The following is an 18322-nucleotide window of genomic DNA, read 5'->3' on the forward strand; positions in this document are numbered from 1 at the left end:
TTTAGGGAGGAATGATACATGGCTAGATTGGTTGTACCCTCAATCTGTATAGTGGCAGGAATAATATATCTGGTACTGACTTTCAATTTAACACGCTCCAATGTAGGGGATCCAAATGGTCCACTCTACTTTCCGATTTTGATTGGAGTAGTATTAATGGTATTCAGTATAGTTTATTTTCTGCAGGAATGGAAAAAACGGGGAGAGAAATTTGAGGAGTTTAAAGCACTATTTATAGGGAGAACTCCTTTTTTAATTGTTTCAACATTAATCATGATTTTTGTATATACAATCCTATTTGAGAGGATAGGCTTTTTATTTTCAACTATGATTTTTTTATCAGGGTTGTTATTTATTGTTAATGGAAGGAAGTCTTGGATTAAGAATATAGTAATAGCCGTTTTATTTTCAGTCGTTGCTTGGTATTCATTTTCCGAGTTATTAAACGTAAGTCTTCCATAGAAAGGAGAGAAGAATATGGGGGTGGATTTTCAAAGCTTTATATCAGGTCTGACAACAGCATTCCAGCCTATGAATTTATTGTGGGTTTTCATTGGCGGATTTCTTGGTACAGTTGTTGGAATGTTGCCAGGTTTGGGTCCGGCGACTGCAGTTGCAGTATTAATACCGATTACTTTTGGAATGGACTCAACCAGTGCATTAGTTCTTATGGCGGCTATTTACTACGGGGCTATGTACGGAGGTTCAAGAAGTTCCATTTTACTTAATACGCCTGGTGATGGGTCAGCTATTGCAGCTACATTTGATGGATATCCGATGACACAAAAAGGGCAGGCTGGACAGGCGTTAACAGTAGCAGTTATTGCCTCACTTATTGGCGGAACAATAGCGATTGCAGGGTTTATTCTGCTTGCTAAACCTCTGGCATCCTTTGCACTTAATTTCGGTCCGGCTGAATACTTTCTTCTGTTTTTATTTACTTTGTCGGCAATTGTATCTTTGTCAAGAGGAAATATGGTAAAAGGCTTTATTTCCATGAGTGTTGGCCTAATATTAAGTACTGTCGGTATTGATACTCAGACTGGGGTGTATCGTTTTACGTTTGATATTCCACAATTAAGTGAAGGTATCGATTTCTTGTAATCATATAGGGGTTTATGCAGCAAGTAATACAACCTATTAATTGATGATTAGTAAAAAAGAAAAAAAGAAAGTTGGCAAAAAAAGTATTACAAAAGAACAATGGAAGACAACAAAGTGGCCAATAATTAGGCAGGCACCTATTGGATTTTTGATAGGTATTCTTCCTGGGGCTGGTGGTTCTATTGCTTCAATGCTCAGTTACACAACAGAACAGCAAATCTCGAAACAACCTCAAAGATTTGGTAAAGGGGCAATTGAAGGAGTGGCTGTTCCGGAATCATCAAATAATGCTGCATCAGTTGGTGCGTTTATCCCTCTTCTTACAATGGGGATCCCTGGTTCGGGAACAACGGCAGTTATTTTAGGTGCACTAATAATGCTGGGGTTACAGCCAGGTCCGCTGTTATTTGAGAATGACCCAGAAACAGTATGGACGTTGGTTAACAGTATGTTCATAGGAAATTTATTTCTGGTGATCATTAATATTCTTATGATTGGTCTGTTGATTAGGATTTTGGATACTCCACCCAAGATTCTTTATCCATTAATTTTAGTACTGGCGTTCATTGGGACCTATACACTAAGTTATAGTGTTATCGATTTCTATATTTTAGTCATTTTTGGACTGATTGGCTTGGTAATGAAGCTTCTCAAATTTCCTGTTGCACCTTTAATTCTTGCAGTTATAGTGGGTTCAGATATGGAACAGAACTTCAGGAAAAGTATAGTTGCACATGACAATTTCTTTAATGTCCTATTTGCTTCCCCTATTACGATTACCTTGCTTGTTCTAACGGTTTTATCCATTGCTTATCCATTTATAGTCGGATGGATAAAAAATGCTAAACAGGGGAGAGCATAACCGGTCCTTTCCTATTTATGGGAGGGAAATTTAATGAAAAAAAAGATATTGTTAGGTATAGCATTTACTCTATACATTTTGTTTTTTTGGGTAGGAGACTCAGAACCGGAGCTGAAAGCTGGGGGAACACTGCTTATTATTCAGATACTTTGGATAGGAAGGGTGTTCCCACTTGCCTATAGTTCTGTCCTTCTTGTGTTGATTCTTTCCTTCCACCTTTCTTCTTATGAGGAGGTTTTGAGTTATCTAGGAGCCTTGGACAGAAGTATGCCGTAATTTATGTAAAATAATGTATATTCGATATTGATTAAAAATTGCTTTAAATATGCTTTGGATGAAATCGCCTAATACCCTTTCAATGCAGGGTTTATAAGGTTTTAACCATAGAAAAAGCACTCTTTTAATGGTACAATGTTTTTTGAGAGAAAAACAAACCAACGAAGAGTGCTTTGATTTCATTGTACCTTATTTTGTTTAAAAACGCCACAGTTTAGCCACTCTTCGTTGGAATCTCAAAAACGAGGAGAGATTAAATGGCACAACGAAACCCTGATGCCCCTAATCAGATTGTTCTTTTCCAGGAATTATTACAGGACAAGATTGAACATAAGCCACATGCTTGCCCGTTCTTTTCGTACTTGGCAGAGGAGTTGGATCTGACCTACTATGAACGCTACGAAATGGGGGCGCCACCTTACACCGCCGTTATCGTAACGGCTGTTATTTTTTTACGCCATGTACCATGGACATATGCAGCTCAGAAGAATCTGTCGGGTTTGCCGAGGACAGTATTGGCGCACAGTGGATATTATCCGGCATGCGTATGCCAAGTTTAATAAACAGTAGAACGAACGATAGATGCTCTTTTGGCTGAAGTGGACCGCCTTTTCATTCAAGTCATTGGAATCTGGTGAAAGGGTTGTCCCTGATTGGCCGACAACGCATGCATTATTTGATGTACAAAAGTCAAAGCCAATGCCTCGAAGCACAAAGCGATGAGTTATGAGCACCTGACAAAGAAAATCGATCGCCAAACAAACGATATGGAAGCATTATATGACGTTATTAAACCATACATAGATGAAGTGGAGCAGATGCCGGACCATAAGCTGAAGGCTTGTATACATGAACAGGCGGAGCAAGTGGCAGCGTCTTTTTGCGGAAACAGCATCAATCAGAATTACAACAAAAGGACAGCAGGTATTCAACCTCGATTCAGAGGTAGAGGAAACCGAAAACGAAGCATGGTTACGATGAAGAAGTGTTAAATCCAGTTGCCCTGTTTAAATGATGTGCCAGCGGAATCATTTGACTGACAGTGGATGTCTTGAACGACGTCGCATTTACACAGGATCGAATTTCACACGATGGACAGGCAAAAACAACACTGGAGCAAAAGTGGCAAAGAGGAAAATGGGAATAAAAAGATCCCACCAGGAAAACAAATCATTTTACCAGATCCAGATTCAAGTATCATGCTTACGAAACACCCATGGTGTGCAAGCAATGTTACAACCATCTCGCCTGGGTTGATGTCAAAGCGGCATATATCCTTGGTGCACATACAAGCAACAATGCTTCCGATCAACTTGGTTACAACCAACGTTGGAACATGCGGAAAAAAATGTGCGGCTCGTTAAAAACATACAAGCCGGCGCCCGATGGCCGTTTTTCTCAGCCAATAATATTGCTTTCATGAGAAGGAAAGGGACGGACTTTTATGCCTCGTACGCCGTAGCGAAATCCCCCGTATGCCAAGGATAAGTTTGCGTATGAATGCACAGAGTGATACCTACACATGCCCAGAGGGCCAAGTGCTTTCACGGCAGAAAACAAAGAAATCAGGAAGATTGGAGAATACAGCAATAAAGAAGCCTGCCAGTCCTGGCCCGCTAGCCCGCACTGTACGAAAGCAAAATGACCCTATTCAGGGAGAAGCGAAAAGCGAAGGCTGACAGTGAGAAAGGTAAAGAAATTCTGAAACAGAGAAAAAGCGTCCCGGAACCTGTATGGGGCAACATTCAAGTGCAGGATGAGTGGAAACAGATGCATGGACGTGGGATGGACAATGCTTCACGTGAATTCAAATTGCACTGCGTCATGCACAATATCCGGAAATCGTGAAAGTCTACTTTAACAGTCGTCGTATCATGAAAACCGTCCACCAGAAAGGAACAATTATAACAAGGGATACCGGCTAATAAAGCAGAACTTAATGAGAGGAGGTGAAATAACGTTTCGCTCAGAAATAAAAAATAACATAGTGAAGCTTATTTGGTGTGCCTTTTTTAAATGTCCTCTAATTCTTACATTAAACAAGCCAAAATGAAAACCCGGGCGTTTTTTTAAAGAAAACTTTTGTCCAAGACTCCTAGGCTTCTATATTAAATCTTGCAAAAGGATCAGGGAGATTGTTGCTCTTCCTATCCTTTATTATGATGTTTGTGTTAACAGTATTTATACCTTCAAATATTGGAAAAGGGAAATTGATTAGCGATATATTGGATAATCTAATAACAAAATTACAGGCCATTCAAACTACATTTCTTTTTTTTTATCATTTTTTATGGATTGCTTTATCAGTGCAATTCTGCAGCCTTGTCCCAACTGGAGCTAGTCAACTATTTATGCATTCGTATGTTTCTCTGTCTCTGATGAAATGAGTTATATAAAATGGTAATAATACTTTAGTTTTCCGATGTTTACTTTTGTGTTAGTACTTTGGATCATTTTTTATATAATCTTTCCCAGTGAAAAGGTTAACCGAAAAATGGTGAAGGATCTTATATTTTCAGAGAAAGAGAAGCTGGGAAATTGGAGCTCAAAAGAAATAAAAATGACCGTTATTATAACTATTACATTGAGCTTATGGGTAACCCAACCGTGGCATGGTTATTCTATACCTTTAATTGGTATGTTAGGGGCTGCTATGGTTATATTCCCGTATGTTGGTGTAATGGATTGGGACAAAGCAAGAGTAGGCGTGGATTGGGATATGATGATTTTTTTCGCAGCTACCTTAATGTTATCAAATATTTTAATTGATACCGGAGCAATGGATGTCGTTGCAGGTTGGCTAATCAATTCAACTGAAAATCTTCATCCAATAATGGTTGTAATCACTTTATGTTTGATTATAGCAGTAGCTAGAGTCTTATTTGTTAATGTCCTGGGTTTCTTAACAATTGTATTGCCTTTAGCTCTTATTTTAGGAGAACGAATATTAATGTTCAGTTCATTAGAGTTGGCAATGTCTGTTTACTTGATAGGGGTTCCCGGATTTTTATTAATTACGCAGTCTCCGGTACATTTGATTACCTATGCGTATGGTTATTATAATCAGCGTGACTTATTTCGTGTGGGGATTATCTCGATGGCGGCTTGGCTCGCTATTGTTTTTCTAAGCATCTTTTTTTATTGGAAAATCGTAATCTAAGAGGAGGGTGTAGTTTATGATGGAACAGAAAGCAGATGAATTGTTTCAAAACATAAGTGACTATACATCAAATAGCGCTATCGGCGATGAGGAGTCATGCGGAGTAGCAACTGAAGTTTTAATGGACAGTTTAGGCTGTGCGATGCTTTCGCTAAGGTATCCGGCCTGTACGAAGCTTCTTGGTCCATTATTACACGGTCAGTCGACAAGTGAAGGAAGTTGTGTGCCAGGAACGGATTACTATTTGGATCCAGTTCAGGCAGCGTTTAACCTTGGTACCATGATCCGCTGGCTGGATTATAATGACTGTTGGCTTGCCAAGGAATGGGGTCATCCATCCGATAATTTGGGAGGAATCCTGGCTGTTGCTGATTATGTCAGCAGAAAAAATAAACGGGAAAGAAAAGCTGCATTAACCATTAAGGATGTCCTGCAGGCTACAATTAAAGCACATGAAATTCAAGGCATCCTTTCCCTAGACAATAGTTTGAACCGTCAAGGACTTGACCATGTCCTTTTTGTTAAAGTTGCCACAGCAGCTGTTACGACGTATTTACTGGGAGGGAAAAATGAAGAAATTGTGAATGCGGTATCCAATGCTTGGATAGATAATGTTAGCTTAAGGACATATCGCCATTTTCCCAATGCAGGTTCCCGAAAATCATGGGCGGCAGGAGACGCAACGAGCAGAGGGGTATGGCTGGCTATTATTGCATTGAAAGGTGAAATGGGCTATCCCACTGCGCTAACCGCACCAGAGTGGGGGTTCGAAGATGTTTTGATGAATGGACAAAGACTTACTTTATCCCAGCCGTTAAACGATTACGTCATGAAACATATTTTATTTAAAATCTCATTTCCAGCAGAATATCATGCGCAAACAGCCGCAGAATGTGCGTTTGATTTGCATATGGAAGTTGTTGATAGATTGGATGAGATAGAGGAAATTATCATTGATACCCATGAATCTGCCATCCGTATTATCGATAAGGAAGGGCCGCTAAAGAATCCTGCAGATCGGGATCATAGTTTACAGTATATTACGGCTATCGGGTTAATCTATGGAAAAATTACCGCTGATTATTATGAGGATGAAATTGCTGCTAACCCGCTAATCGACAAGCTGCGTTACAAAATGACCGTTCGTGAGGAACCAAAGTACTCCCGCGACTATTTAGATCCAACAAAACGCTCGATTCCCAATGCAGTACAGGTGATTTTTAAAGGCGGTGATTATACAAAAAAAATTGAGAGGGAATACCCAATAGGACACCGCTTCCGTCGAGGTGAAGGTCGACCTTTGCTTTATAGAAAGTTTGAAGCGAATATTAAAACTCAATTTTCCGAAAAGAAAAGTAAGAAATTAATGGCATTGTTTGATGATAAAGAACAACTGTATCAAATGGACGTAGACGAATTCTTAGATCATTGGCGAAAATAAAAGATTCTTCAGCGAAATTCGGTAGCGGTAAAATGGTCAATGTAAAGGAGGACTGACAATGAGCTGGATAGCAGATCAACAATTATCACAAAAGGAATTAGCACAACATTTTCGCACAAAAATGACTGAAGAAAAAATTTTGAAAATACCTGGAACGCACGATGGCATGGCAGCACTTATGGCTAAACAGACAGGTTTTGACATTCTTTATTTATCAGGTGCCGCTTATACGGCAAGTCGAGGGCTGCCTGATTTAGGGATTATTACATCCGCGGAGATGGCAGCCCGCGCCAAAGCTATTGTTCGTGCAGTAAATTTGCCAATTCTTGTGGATATAGATACTGGATATGGCGGGATTTTAAACGTTGCCAGAACTGCCAGGGAAATGATGGAGGCACGAGTTGCCGCCATTCAAATTGAGGACCAGGATTTACCAAAGAAATGCGGGCACTTAAACGGTAAAAAACTTGTCAGCAAGGAGGAAATGGGACAAAAAATCAAAACGATTCGAGAGGTAGCGCCGTCAATGGTCGTAATCGCCAGAACAGATGCAGCCGGTGTTGAAGGACTTGACGAAGCAGTCGAACGTGCCAAATTATATATAAATGCAGGTGCTGACGCTATTTTTCCAGAAGCATTAAGATCGGAAAGTGATTTTAAAACGTTTAGTTATCAGCTTGATGCACCACTTTTAGCCAATATGACTGAATTTGGGAAAACACCATATTACACAGCAGATGAATTTGAATCATTCGGGTTTAATATGGTGATATATCCAGTGACATCATTACGTGTGGCGGCCAAAGCATATGAGCAAGTTTTTCAGGAAATAGCGAACAAGGGGACGCAACGGGATTATTTAGACCAAATGCAGACGAGAGAAGAACTATACGATACTATCAGTTATTACGATTATGAAGATTTAGACAAGAAAATAGCAAAAACTATTTTACCGGAAATAGATAAGAAGAATGCGAGCAATGAAAAAAAATAATCTGCTTGTAACGAATTAAAGAGAGCTACTCACATAGTTCGTGTATTTCTTGAAGGGTGGATTATATGTGGAAGGGCGGATCACAGGGAATCATTTTCTTAACAAAAAGTGGTTACAATTATTTTTGGTCGTTATTTTATTCGCAACAGGTTTATTTATTCCTGCACCGGTCTCCGGTTTGGATGATCAACAGTGGAAAACACTTCTGCTGTTAATCGTATCTATTTTTCTATGGTCAACCAAACTCCTTCCGTTGGGCGTTAGTTCACTGTTTATTATTGCTGTTATGATGACTTTCAACCTTGCAGATTCCTTTTCATCAGCCATATCAGGGTTTATTGCATCTGCTCTTTATTTTGTTTTAATCGTTTCGATGATTAGCAAGGTGATGGTGAAAGTCGGGTTGGATCAAAAGATTGCCGGCTTTATCCTGCGTCTTTCATCAGGCAATATCGTAAGGGTGCTGTTCGGATTTATATTGGCGGCAATGGTATTACCTATACTGATGCCATCCGCTGTAGCCCGGTATCGAATGTTTCATCCTTTAATTGACTCTGTTAATCTTTTTTATGAATTGTCGGAACAGAGCGCATTCAGACGCTTTTGTAATTGGCTGTTCAGCGGGGTCAATCAATTTTTAACGATGATCGTTTTAACAGGTGGCGGTTACCCCATATTGGCATCGGAGTTACTGGCTGAGGCCGGTTATACACTGACCTGGGTGTCCTGGTTTTTGTACATGATGCCACCTGTTTATATCGCGACGGTCATCGTCATTATATACGCATTTTTTTATTTTCGTGTTGGAGATGAGTTGCGTCAAATATCCTATCAACAAAAAGCGCCATCTGAGCTGTCCGATACAATCAGGCGTGAGTTTGCTGACCTTGATGTTGATAAGCGGGAAATGTGGATTGTATTAATCCTGATGATTTCGATGTTAGTGGCATGGCTTTTGGGGAGCGGGACCGGCTTGCCAACCATTTTGCCTCCAATTATTGTACTGACAATTCTTTCATTGCCAGGAATCCGATTATTTTCGGATCTGGATTTTCGGAATTTCGAGTGGGAGACATTTTTGTTAATCGGTTCAGCGATATCTTTGTCTAATATTGTACAGACAACCGGAACAGCAGACTGGTTGGCCAATTTATTATTCGGCTGGATTTCTCCGGATTACCCAAGTTTCCTGGCTTTGTTTCTATTAATGGCCATGGTTTTATTATTGAGAATGTTTTTCACAAGTCCGACCGGTGCAATTGCGGTCATACTGCCGTTAGCGGTTTCCTTTGGCCATTCTTTAGGACTGCCCGTTTTATCTGTTGCGCTCTTGACGATTCTTGTGATTGGAACTTTCATGGTATTGCCGATTTATTCCAATACCACGATTATTGCTAATCAGTCCGGTGTTTTGGTAATGAAGGATTATGCTGTATTGGGGACTGTATTAATGATTGCGATTATGGTTAGTGGATTATTAGCTGCATATTTTTTATGGTAATATTATATTACAGATTTTCCGAACGAGAAAGCCCATCGTCTTGCATAAAATGAAGCAAATACACTTGCGGCTTCGGCTTATCGGCGAGGCTGCTTTGGCCGTGAAAGTTCTGAAGGAAATGGTCCCAGTATCCTGAACAGCCCTAAATGCCGAGCACATGCAAATGTGTCTGTGACTGCCGGCCGGAAGAAGGACAATAGATTCAGAACCCCACTGCTTTAGCTGTGGGAGTATCAGGTTAAAGGTCTAAGCTATAGTGTGGGAGTGTACATAAATGAAAAGCAACAAGCTGGAGAGTCGAACAGCAGGGGACAGACCCAATTGCTGAATACCCGAATCTCATCCAATGTGTGCTTTTGCTTGCTATACATGAGCAGCATCATTTTAAGATTACAAAAAGGTATTTGACATTATAATAACGTGTTCAAATCTAAGAGGTGCGCGTGTTAAGGAGCATCCCCATGAAAGAATACTATTATGACAAACTCTTGAATATTAAAACCCGGGGGACGCAAAGGACCTTTCCCGACTCGTCACATCATAACCCTTATCAGCCGACTTCATATCGAGCGCTGGAGGCGTTGTTTCAGGCGTATCATTTGAAACCAAGTGATCATGTTGTTGATTTTGGCTGTGGGAAAGGCCGGTTAAGTTTTTATATCTATTATTTTTATCACGTGACTGTTACCGGAGTTGAAATGAACCGCTCACTCTATAATGAAGCCATCAGAAATCGCAGGCGTTATCTGGATCAGACACAGGAGCATACGGACAAGATTCATTTTCAGCACGGAATGGCGGAAGCGTATCGGGTTGATCCATCAGATAACCGTTTCTATTTTTTTAATCCGTTTTCGGTCGAGATATTTATGAAAGTCATTCACAACATCCTGCATTCGGCAGCGGAATATAAGAGAGATATCGAGTTGATTGTCTATTACGGGTCAGATGAGTATGTTGACTATTTGGAAAACAACACTGCTTTTGAATTGAAAAAGGAAATCACCCTGTCCCACATATTTAATGGCGACCCATATGACCGGTTTCTGATTTATCGGCTGGGTACTGAGATGGATCCTTGGTCCGACCGGTTGAGATGATAAAAAGGGTACATGGGCGCGAAGGCTGGAACATGGGCGGGGGAGCCGGAACATGGGCTGGAGAATGGAAACATGGGCCGGAGAAACAAAATATGGGTGCGAAGAAGTGGAACATGGGCCGGAGAACAAAAACATGGGCTCAAAATTCAAAGTATCTTCAGGAGATGGCCGCTTCAGCCCAGTTACAAAAACCTCATCCCAACGGCATAAGTTCCATCTCGAAAACCGACTCCAGTCCGAGAACCAATCTTCAGCCTAAATTCAACATATCTTTCTTCGCCTTTTTTTACTACATCGTGCGTGAAAAAGACGACAAAAATTAAGGATAGGTTTACTTACCCTGACTCGGGGAACCCTTACACGGCAGCGGAATCCTTATTTCAACCCAAACAGGATTCCGCTACCCTTACACTATCACTTAAATACCGTGTTAAACGTCTGGAACAATCGCTCAAACTGATTCAGAATATCGAGTGCGACAACGCCATTTCCTTCTGCCGATTTTGGATAGCCGAGTGGAACAGTGCGTCTTACCAATTGTGCATATAGTTCCGCTTCGGTCAGTTTCCGGTCAAATTGTTCTTCTGCTACATTGCTAACTAACGCCAGTGCTCCGGATACGTGTGGTGTTGCCATTGATGTGCCGGACAGCCTCGCATATTTCTGATCTGTGTAAGCTGACAGAATATCCACGCCCGGCGCAACGATATCAATTTCGTTGTTTGTGTTACTGAAATGGGCGATTTCCCGGTCAAAATTAATAGCACCGACCTGTACAACTTCATTATAAGCACCTGGAAAAGCATATTCGTCTGTTTCGTGACGGTCATCGCCTTCATTGCCGGCAGCACAAACAACCGGAATACCTGCATCAATCGCTCGTTTAACAGCATGGTATAATTCCTGAACATCTTCCGGGCCGCCGAGGGACATCGAAATTGCCCGCACCTTTTCACCATTTGGACCTTCCCAGTCCGTTGCATAGTTGATACCGTCAATAATCCACTGATAGTCGCCACTGCCATTACTATCCAGCACTTTAACAATTAGCAGCTTGGCCTTTGGTGCAACACCTGCAATACCTTCATCGCCCGCAGCTGCAGCGGCTGTTCCTGCGACATGAGTGCCATGTCCGTTCTCATCACCGTATTCCGCTTCATCACCATCATTCGTGAAGTTTCTGCCATCAATGATTTGACCTTCCAAGTCGGGATGGTTCATATCACAGCCAGTATCAATGATTGCAATCACATTGCCGCTGCCTTCATCGGATTGTTCCCATATGTCCGGAGCCTGTATCATTTGAACGCCTTGGGGAATGTCGGTTGACGTATCCTCAATTTCGTTCACCTGATAAGGAATTAAATGCATTTTTGCCACTGTTTCTCCCTCCTATAATGAAACATCTATTTTCATTATAGTTTAAATCTTTTATATATGGAGGGGCTTTGACACAAAACAGGTCAAATTTCCTGAAAAATCAGGCGGAAGGGACTAGTCTCTGCTGACTTATTTGATTACTTATGTATGAGCATTTAATTTATTGTTTTTTAGGTTTAAGGCGTGGTATACTGGCGTAGATAAAAGATGAATAAGCATTACATGTTACTGACATGATCAGGCATGGTGGTATATTAAAAAGGGGCAACTAGCCTCTTTATACCGCCATGCCTTTTTATCTGGCAGTCTTTTGTGCATACTATCGCATGCAGCATGTCCACAACATCAAAAAGGAGTTTTATTATAATGTTCAAAAATTTATTTAAAAAAGGCAGTTCCAAAACAGAGATATATGCACCGGTGAGTGGCGGGATTGTGCCGCTCGAGGAGGTGCCTGACCCGGTATTCAGTCAAAAAATGATGGGCGATGGCATCGCAATCAAGCCGTCGGAAAGTAATATTTATGCACCGCTTGATGCGGAAGTTGTTCAATTGCCGGACACGAAACATGCCATCGGACTGCGAACAGACAACGGCATTGAAATCCTGATTCATATCGGACTTGAAACCGTTTCGCTTGAAGGTAAAGGCTTCACCGTTCATGTCAATACAGGTGATAAAGTTTCACAGGGTCAGCAATTGATGGAATGTGACTTTGATTATATTCGTAACAATGCATCAAGTGATGTGACGCCGATTGTGATCACAAATGGGCAGGAGACCGGTAAAACGTTTACGATGACAGACGAAAAAGAAGGCAAAGCGGGCGAAACAGTTGTGATTACAGCTTCAGATAAGTGATTTTTCTTAAGTGAAGGGGAGAGGTCCCGGATGAAAATCAGAAAAATATTAAATAATAATGCTGTCATTATTGTTGATGATGGTGAAGAAAAAATAGCGATCGGTTCAGGCGTGGGTTTTGAGAAGCAAAAAAATGACGTGATAAATCCAAAAAAAATTGAAAAACTGTTTGTCTTAAAGGAAAATGAAAAACTGCAGCAGCTTTTATTGCGAATACCGGAAGAACATTTTACCCTATCCGAAGAAATTATCACTTATGCCGAGCAGCAGCTTAATACTGAATTGAATGAACATATCCGGGTACAGATTGCCGATCATATTTCGTTCGCTATTGAACGGGAACAGAGCGGGATTCAGCTGAAAAATGCTTTACTGCGGGAAATTAAAGTACTATACAGGCAAGAGTTTGAAATAGGTTTGTGGGCAATAGAGCGGATTAAGGATGTCATCGGTATTGAGATGCCTGTGGATGAAGCAGCGTTTATTGCCCTATACATTCATACGATGAAAGTTCAAGGGGGTGATATACACGAAACAGTCAGACAGACGACAATGGTGCAGAAAATGGTGCAGCGAATCAGGGACTATTTGAACATTTCGATTGGTGAGGCAGATATATCCTATGAACGGCTGGTAACACACCTGCGATTTACCTTAACACGGGCCAGGTACCACGACAGTCATGTAATGGATAAAGACATGTTTGACATGATCAAGCAGAAATATGACGTTTCATATCAATGTGCTAAACAAGTAGCAGAAGAAGCATCTGCCTCGTATGGCATTAATTTGCCAGAGGAAGAACTGGGATACATTACGCTTCATATTGAGCGATTGCGGACACATTCATAGGACATGCCTAGTAATGAGCAATATGAACTTATTTTGTAATCGAATTCAGGATGTTCCTGGCTCGCCTTATGAAAATAATGGATTCCGGAAAAAATTTTGACTTGGAGGGAAACACTATGATGAAATATTTACAGGATCTTGGCCGCTCCTTAATGCTGCCGGTTGCAGTGCTGCCGGCTGCGGCGATTCTGATGGGTATTGGGAATTGGATTCTTAACCTTATTAGTGAAGACAGTGTCATCGGCAATTATCTCACAAGTGGCGGCGATGCCATCCTCAGTAATCTTGGCGTACTGTTTGCGGTTGGTGTTGCCATCGGGATGTCAAAAGAGCAGGATGGTGCTGCCGGATTAAGTGGTCTTGTTTCCTGGCTGGTGGCAACCACTGTTCTCAATGTCAGTGGTGTTGCCGGGCTTCAGGGTATTGAAGAAAGCGCGGTTGATGGTGCTTTTGGAAATATTGAAAACGTGTTTATCGGTATCATTTCAGGTATTGTTGCGTCGATTATGTACAATCGATTCAGTCATGTGAAATTACCTGATGCTTTAGCTTTCTTTAGTGGTAAACGGCTGGTTCCTATTATGAGTGCAGCAGCCATGATGGTTGTTTCAGCTGTTCTGTTCTTCGTTTGGCCTCTTGTCTATAATGCGCTGGTCTCATTCGGTGAAGCCATTGTCGGTTTGGAAGCTATTGGTGCCGGTTTATACGGCTTTTTTAACCGTTTGCTTATTCCAACCGGTTTGCATCATGCGTTGAACAATGTTTTCTGGTTTGATCTTGCCGGAATTAATGATATTGCCAAGTTCTGGGCAAGTGAAGGCGAACAGGGCGTTACCGGCCGTTATCAGGCAGGTTTCTTCCCGATTATGATGTTTGGATTGCCTGCAGCAGCTCTAGCGATGTATCATACGGCCAAAACAAAACGGAAAAAGCAAGCTGCATCGCTCTTGATGGCAGCCGCTTTCGCATCATTCTTCACCGGTGTAACGGAAGCACTTGAATTCTCATTCATGTTCCTGGCACCTGTACTATATGTTGTCCATGCAGCATTGACAGGACTATCACTTTTCATTGCTGCTACATTTGAATGGACAGCCGGTTTCAGTTTCAGTGCCGGTCTGGTTGACTATACCTTGAGTCTTCCTGTGCCAATTGCCAATCAGCCACTCATGCTGATTTTGCAAGGACTTGTATTTGCGGTTATCTATTATTTCGTGTTCCGCTTCCTGATCGTGAAACTTAACCTGAAAACACCAGGCCGGGAGGAAGATGAACCGGGTGAAGGTGAAGTTGATGAAAGCTATGCTATGGAAGAGAGGACACCTGCCGACGAAGATGAAACAACCGTTATGGCAAAGGAAATTTATGCAGGCCTTGGCGGAGATGAAAACGTTCGGACAGTCGACAATTGTGTATCCCGTCTAAGACTTGAAGTCGACGATATGGATAAAGTTGACCAGAATAAAATTAAAGCAACAGGCGTTCCGGGCGTCAACGTTGTCGGAAAGCATAGTATCCAGGTTGTTGTCGGTACTCAAGTACAATTTGTAGCTGATGAAATGCGAAAGATGCATAAAAAAGATGATTAAACAAATGAAAGGCGACCGGCACCCATAAAGTGCCGGTCGCCTATTTCATTATGTCATAACCGGTGTTCAAACAATGTTAAACGAAAAGCGGTTTTCATCCTCAAACTTACCTTTATTAAACCGCCGTTCCACAAATGTCACCTGGTCATGCCTGTCTACCAGAAGAACGGTGGAGCAGCGGGTGCCATATTCCGGCGTTTTGATGAATAAGGGTGACAGTTTCCGTTCAAAATCCAGACCAACCCCGGTGTCAGGCAACTCCTCATCTGGTGCTTCTTCCGCGTCCGTGATGATATCAAATAGCGGCTCGGTTTCAATGGTGGCGTTCTGACGGACATAAGCAGCTAAGCGTTGTTTACCTTTGACGACTTTAGGCCATGGTGTGTCCAGGAATTCGTTGCTTAATCCGTGAGTTCCCATGGAGACTTTAGAAATGTTGTCCTGGATGTTGCTGTAATAATATAACGCTTCCGGAGTCCCGGCGATGAAATTGAAGCCCGAATAGGCATCTTTGTGGTTCTTCAGCTGGTTGAAAAAGTCTTTTGCAGGCACGTCAGATTCCAGGAAACCTTTCACAATTTGGCCGCGTGAATGTTTATTGCTGCTGCCTTCCTCCGGGTCCCGGTAGTTCGTCAAAGCTGCCATCCGTCCGCTTTTCGTAATGCCGAGCCATGTACCCATACCAACCAGGTCCCTGCCTGCAAGGATCTCAGGGTTGTCCTCCCAAAACCCGGCAGGTGCAGTCGGACGTTTATAAAATTCATCCCGATTGGCAGCAATGATCAATTTGTAATTTGGGTGATTATGGAAATGAAAGTTAATCAGACACATGATGATTTTCAGTCCTTTTTAGTTCCATTATACGCTGTGACTATATCAGCTTCCAATTAGGCGACTTATTTGACGAATTGGCGGGAGACAGCCAAAAGAGCAGTCAGTTTCAAAGAGAAAAAGGAAACATTCATCTTCTGAATAATAAAGTAATCGGCGTGATTGCCGATTACTCTAAGGTGGCGTATTCGTTTTTTTAGTGGTTCATATGGTTAACGCGTTCACCAAAGGTATCCAGGTCTTCTGCAGCATCGTTGCCCATTTTTAATCCCTTGCTAACTGTTACAAGGAGTTGGCCGGATTTTATTTCTTCAGCATATTTGGCTGCCTGTTTCTCTGACAGTCCTTTTTCTTGCAGCTGTTCAGTAAGATTTGTTGTTTCCTCAACACCGTTGAAAATGATTGCAGAGATTTTATCACGGATTGTCCCCTCACGTTTTTGGGATGTTTCAGTACTTGTGACACTGGCATCTGTTCTATTATTTATGTCATCCGCATATTCGCCATGTGAGAAAATTGTTATCGACGAATTACCATATCCTTCCAATTCGAGGACATCAACTGTCTTTACGGTTTCTTCAACTGAGGCAAATGGTCCATAGACTTCTTCTGCCAATTAAAGCACCTCCATAATAAAAATCTATCTAATTTTCTTTTCCCTTTGAATATAATCTGAAACTTGCGGGATAAAATTATGTTTGCAGGGTTTTATTGTATATTTGTCGAATATTGAAGGGGGAAATTAATAGATTGAATGATGAGATTGAACGGCCTCAATACTGCTGTGACAGGGGATTGTTAATCAAGCAAATAAGATTTAATAAAATTTTGCTGAATGATTCCATAACCGGATAATATATGGTAAACTATAAGAATATGTCTAAGAAAAGGTAAGCCCTTTATATTTGGCGGGGCTCTTTTTCATTAAACGGAAAGTAGGATCATTAGATGACTGAGAATCACGATTATCAACATACAGAAAATAAAGCTAAACGGACAACACTCATGCTCGTATTGATATCAGGGGCGTTTGTTGCGATTTTGAATCAAACCTTATTGGCAACCGCATTGCCGAAAATAATGGAAGACATGAATCTTGGAGAAAGTACGGCTCAATGGCTGACATCCATTTTCATGCTGGTTAATGGAATTATGATACCGATAACTGCCTTGCTGATTAATCGTTTTACAACCAGAGGGCTATTCCTCACCGCGATGGGATTGTTTGGAGCAGGGACCGTCATTTGTGCATTCGCACCGACTTTTCCGGTGCTGATGACGGGTAGAGTCATCCAGGCTTCCGGCGCCGGGATTATCATGCCGCTGATGCAGACAATATTGATGCTTGTTTATCCAATCGAAAAACGCGGCTCTGCCATGGGCATGTTTGGCCTGGTTATTGCCTTTGCCCCGGCGATTGGGCCAACATTATCCGGCTATCTGGTTGAGCATTTTCCTTGGAGAAGCCTGTTTTACGTCGTCTTTCCGATCGTTGTCATCGATATCGTCATTGCGTACTTTTTGCTGCGGAATGTTACTGAGCGCACGTTCCCGAAAGTGGATGTGCTGTCAATTATTTTGTCGACATTCGGTTTTGGCGGTCTCTTATATGGATTCAGTGTCGCTGGATCAGCTCAGGAAGGTTGGGGCAGCTCTCAAGTGATGATTTCGATGGTTGTAGGTGCCATCTCGCTGACGTTCTTTATTCTAAGACAGCTGAGCCTTGAACAGCCGATTCTGGAATTCCGGATTTTCAAGTATAAAATGTTTACGCTGGCTACAGTGCTGGGTATGGTCGTCTTTATTGCCATGATTGGTGCAGCGACTGTTTTGCCTATTCTGATGCAGGATTACCTTGGGTTCAGTGCGCTTGAATCAGGCTTGGCGCTGATGCCTGGTGCAGCCGTCATGGGAATTATGAGTCCAATAACAGGCAGATTATTTGATAGATTCGGTGCCAGATACCTGGCGATTACCGGTCTGACAATCGTTACCGTCACAACATTTATGCTCGCTGTTCTGACAACGGAAACAACATTTGCCTACATTGCGACGGTGAATGCTGTTCGGATGTTTGGTGTAGCAATGGTCATGATGCCGATAACGACAGCTGGTCTGAATGAATTGCCGAACAAAATGATGCCGCATGGCACGGCTATGAATAACACCATGCGTCAGGTAGCCGGTGCTATGGGTACAGCTTTGCTTGTAACGGTTATGTCCAATGCCGCCATTCCTGAACAAGGCCAGCAGGGTCTCGTCCATGGTTCCAACATGTCATTTGTTGTGGCTGGTATTACAGCGGTTATCGGCATTGTTCTCGCCTTTTTCGTAAAAAATCCCAGGCATAACAGAAATGCTGTTTAGAATA

18 protein-coding genes and 2 pseudogenes are annotated in these 18322 nt (G+C 41.9%); 17 read left to right on the forward strand and 3 right to left on the reverse strand.

From position 1 onward, the window contains the following. The first annotated feature begins 18 nt into the window (after positions 1 to 18). The 13 genes and pseudogenes from Len3610_RS01265 to Len3610_RS01325 all read left to right on the forward strand — a co-directional run bounded on the left by Len3610_RS01265 (position 19) and on the right by Len3610_RS01325 (position 10761). Positions 19 to 462: a tripartite tricarboxylate transporter TctB family protein gene (locus Len3610_RS01265; protein ID WP_176446355.1), complete on the forward strand. Its 444-nt coding sequence runs from the start codon at positions 19 to 21 to the stop codon at positions 460 to 462. Between the two features lie 15 nt (positions 463 to 477). Beyond that, a pseudogene (locus Len3610_RS01270) lies at positions 478 to 1966 on the forward strand (tripartite tricarboxylate transporter permease). A 33-nt stretch (positions 1967 to 1999) separates the two neighbouring features. Further along, a complete protein-coding gene (locus Len3610_RS01275; RefSeq protein WP_176446356.1) occupies positions 2000 to 2242 on the forward strand; it encodes a hypothetical protein in 243 nt (80 codons plus the stop codon). Positions 2243 to 2499: 257 nt separating this feature from the next. Further along, positions 2500 to 2802 (forward strand): hypothetical protein, encoded by a 303-nt coding sequence (locus tag Len3610_RS01280; RefSeq protein WP_176446357.1) that lies wholly within the window; start codon positions 2500 to 2502, stop codon positions 2800 to 2802. Between the two features lie 159 nt (positions 2803 to 2961). After that, a complete protein-coding gene (locus Len3610_RS01285) occupies positions 2962 to 3234 on the forward strand; it encodes a hypothetical protein (RefSeq protein ID WP_176446358.1) in 273 nt (90 codons plus the stop codon). A 649-nt stretch (positions 3235 to 3883) separates the two neighbouring features. Then, on the forward strand, positions 3884 to 4090 hold the full coding sequence (locus Len3610_RS01290; RefSeq protein ID WP_176446359.1) for a transposase: 207 nt from the start codon (positions 3884 to 3886) through the stop codon (positions 4088 to 4090). Positions 4091 to 4664: 574 nt separating this feature from the next. Beyond that, positions 4665 to 5402, forward strand: a complete 738-nt coding sequence (locus Len3610_RS01295) for an SLC13 family permease (protein ID WP_255259729.1) — start codon at positions 4665 to 4667, stop codon at positions 5400 to 5402. Between the two features lie 16 nt (positions 5403 to 5418). After that, positions 5419 to 6843 (forward strand): bifunctional 2-methylcitrate dehydratase/aconitate hydratase, encoded by a 1425-nt coding sequence (locus tag Len3610_RS01300; protein ID WP_176446361.1) that lies wholly within the window; start codon positions 5419 to 5421, stop codon positions 6841 to 6843. A 58-nt stretch (positions 6844 to 6901) separates the two neighbouring features. Then, on the forward strand, positions 6902 to 7837 hold the full coding sequence (gene prpB / locus Len3610_RS01305; RefSeq protein ID WP_176446362.1) for a methylisocitrate lyase: 936 nt from the start codon (positions 6902 to 6904) through the stop codon (positions 7835 to 7837). Between the two features lie 67 nt (positions 7838 to 7904). Then, entirely contained in the window at positions 7905 to 9338 is a 1434-nt protein-coding gene (locus Len3610_RS01310) for an SLC13 family permease (RefSeq protein WP_176446363.1), read from the forward strand. 314 nt (positions 9339 to 9652) lie between these two features. Next, positions 9653 to 9754: pseudogene (locus Len3610_RS01315) on the forward strand (DinB family protein); the annotation flags it as partial. A gap of 45 nt (positions 9755 to 9799) precedes the next feature. Further along, entirely contained in the window at positions 9800 to 10438 is a 639-nt protein-coding gene (locus Len3610_RS01320) for a class I SAM-dependent methyltransferase (protein ID WP_176446364.1), read from the forward strand. A gap of 92 nt (positions 10439 to 10530) precedes the next feature. Next, on the forward strand, positions 10531 to 10761 hold the full coding sequence (locus tag Len3610_RS01325) for a hypothetical protein (RefSeq protein ID WP_176446365.1): 231 nt from the start codon (positions 10531 to 10533) through the stop codon (positions 10759 to 10761). Between the two features lie 91 nt (positions 10762 to 10852). On the opposite strand, the gene Len3610_RS01330 is transcribed toward Len3610_RS01325, so the two are convergent. Beyond that, entirely contained in the window at positions 10853 to 11818 is a 966-nt protein-coding gene (locus Len3610_RS01330) for a S8 family peptidase (RefSeq protein ID WP_303699856.1), read from the reverse strand. Between the two features lie 366 nt (positions 11819 to 12184). Here Len3610_RS01330 and Len3610_RS01335 point away from each other — a divergent pair, with 366 nt between their 5' ends. From Len3610_RS01335 to nagE, 3 genes are all read left to right on the forward strand, one after another. Continuing rightward, the gene (locus Len3610_RS01335) at positions 12185 to 12679 is read left to right on the forward strand and encodes a PTS sugar transporter subunit IIA (RefSeq protein ID WP_176446366.1); all 495 of its coding nucleotides are present in this window, start codon (positions 12185 to 12187) and stop codon (positions 12677 to 12679) included. A gap of 30 nt (positions 12680 to 12709) precedes the next feature. Continuing rightward, on the forward strand, positions 12710 to 13531 hold the full coding sequence (locus Len3610_RS01340; protein ID WP_176446367.1) for a PRD domain-containing protein: 822 nt from the start codon (positions 12710 to 12712) through the stop codon (positions 13529 to 13531). A 116-nt stretch (positions 13532 to 13647) separates the two neighbouring features. Next, a complete protein-coding gene (nagE, locus tag Len3610_RS01345) occupies positions 13648 to 15120 on the forward strand; it encodes an N-acetylglucosamine-specific PTS transporter subunit IIBC (protein WP_176446368.1) in 1473 nt (490 codons plus the stop codon). 66 nt (positions 15121 to 15186) lie between these two features. Here nagE and Len3610_RS01350 read toward each other — a convergent pair whose 3' ends face one another. Both Len3610_RS01350 and Len3610_RS01355 read right to left on the reverse strand, forming a co-directional pair. Continuing rightward, positions 15187 to 15951 (reverse strand): NRDE family protein, encoded by a 765-nt coding sequence (locus Len3610_RS01350; protein ID WP_176446369.1) that lies wholly within the window; start codon positions 15949 to 15951, stop codon positions 15187 to 15189. Positions 15952 to 16147: 196 nt separating this feature from the next. Next, complete coding sequence (locus Len3610_RS01355) at positions 16148 to 16567, reverse strand: general stress protein (protein ID WP_176446370.1); 420 nt, start codon at positions 16565 to 16567, stop codon at positions 16148 to 16150. A 332-nt stretch (positions 16568 to 16899) separates the two neighbouring features. Here Len3610_RS01355 and Len3610_RS01360 point away from each other — a divergent pair, with 332 nt between their 5' ends. Then, positions 16900 to 18318: an MDR family MFS transporter gene (locus Len3610_RS01360; protein WP_176446371.1), complete on the forward strand. Its 1419-nt coding sequence runs from the start codon at positions 16900 to 16902 to the stop codon at positions 18316 to 18318. The last annotated feature ends 4 nt before the right edge of the window (positions 18319 to 18322 follow it).

This window comes from Lentibacillus sp. CBA3610, from assembly GCF_013373365.1.
In the GTDB taxonomy this organism is placed as follows: domain Bacteria; phylum Bacillota; class Bacilli; order Bacillales; family Amphibacillaceae; genus Lentibacillus.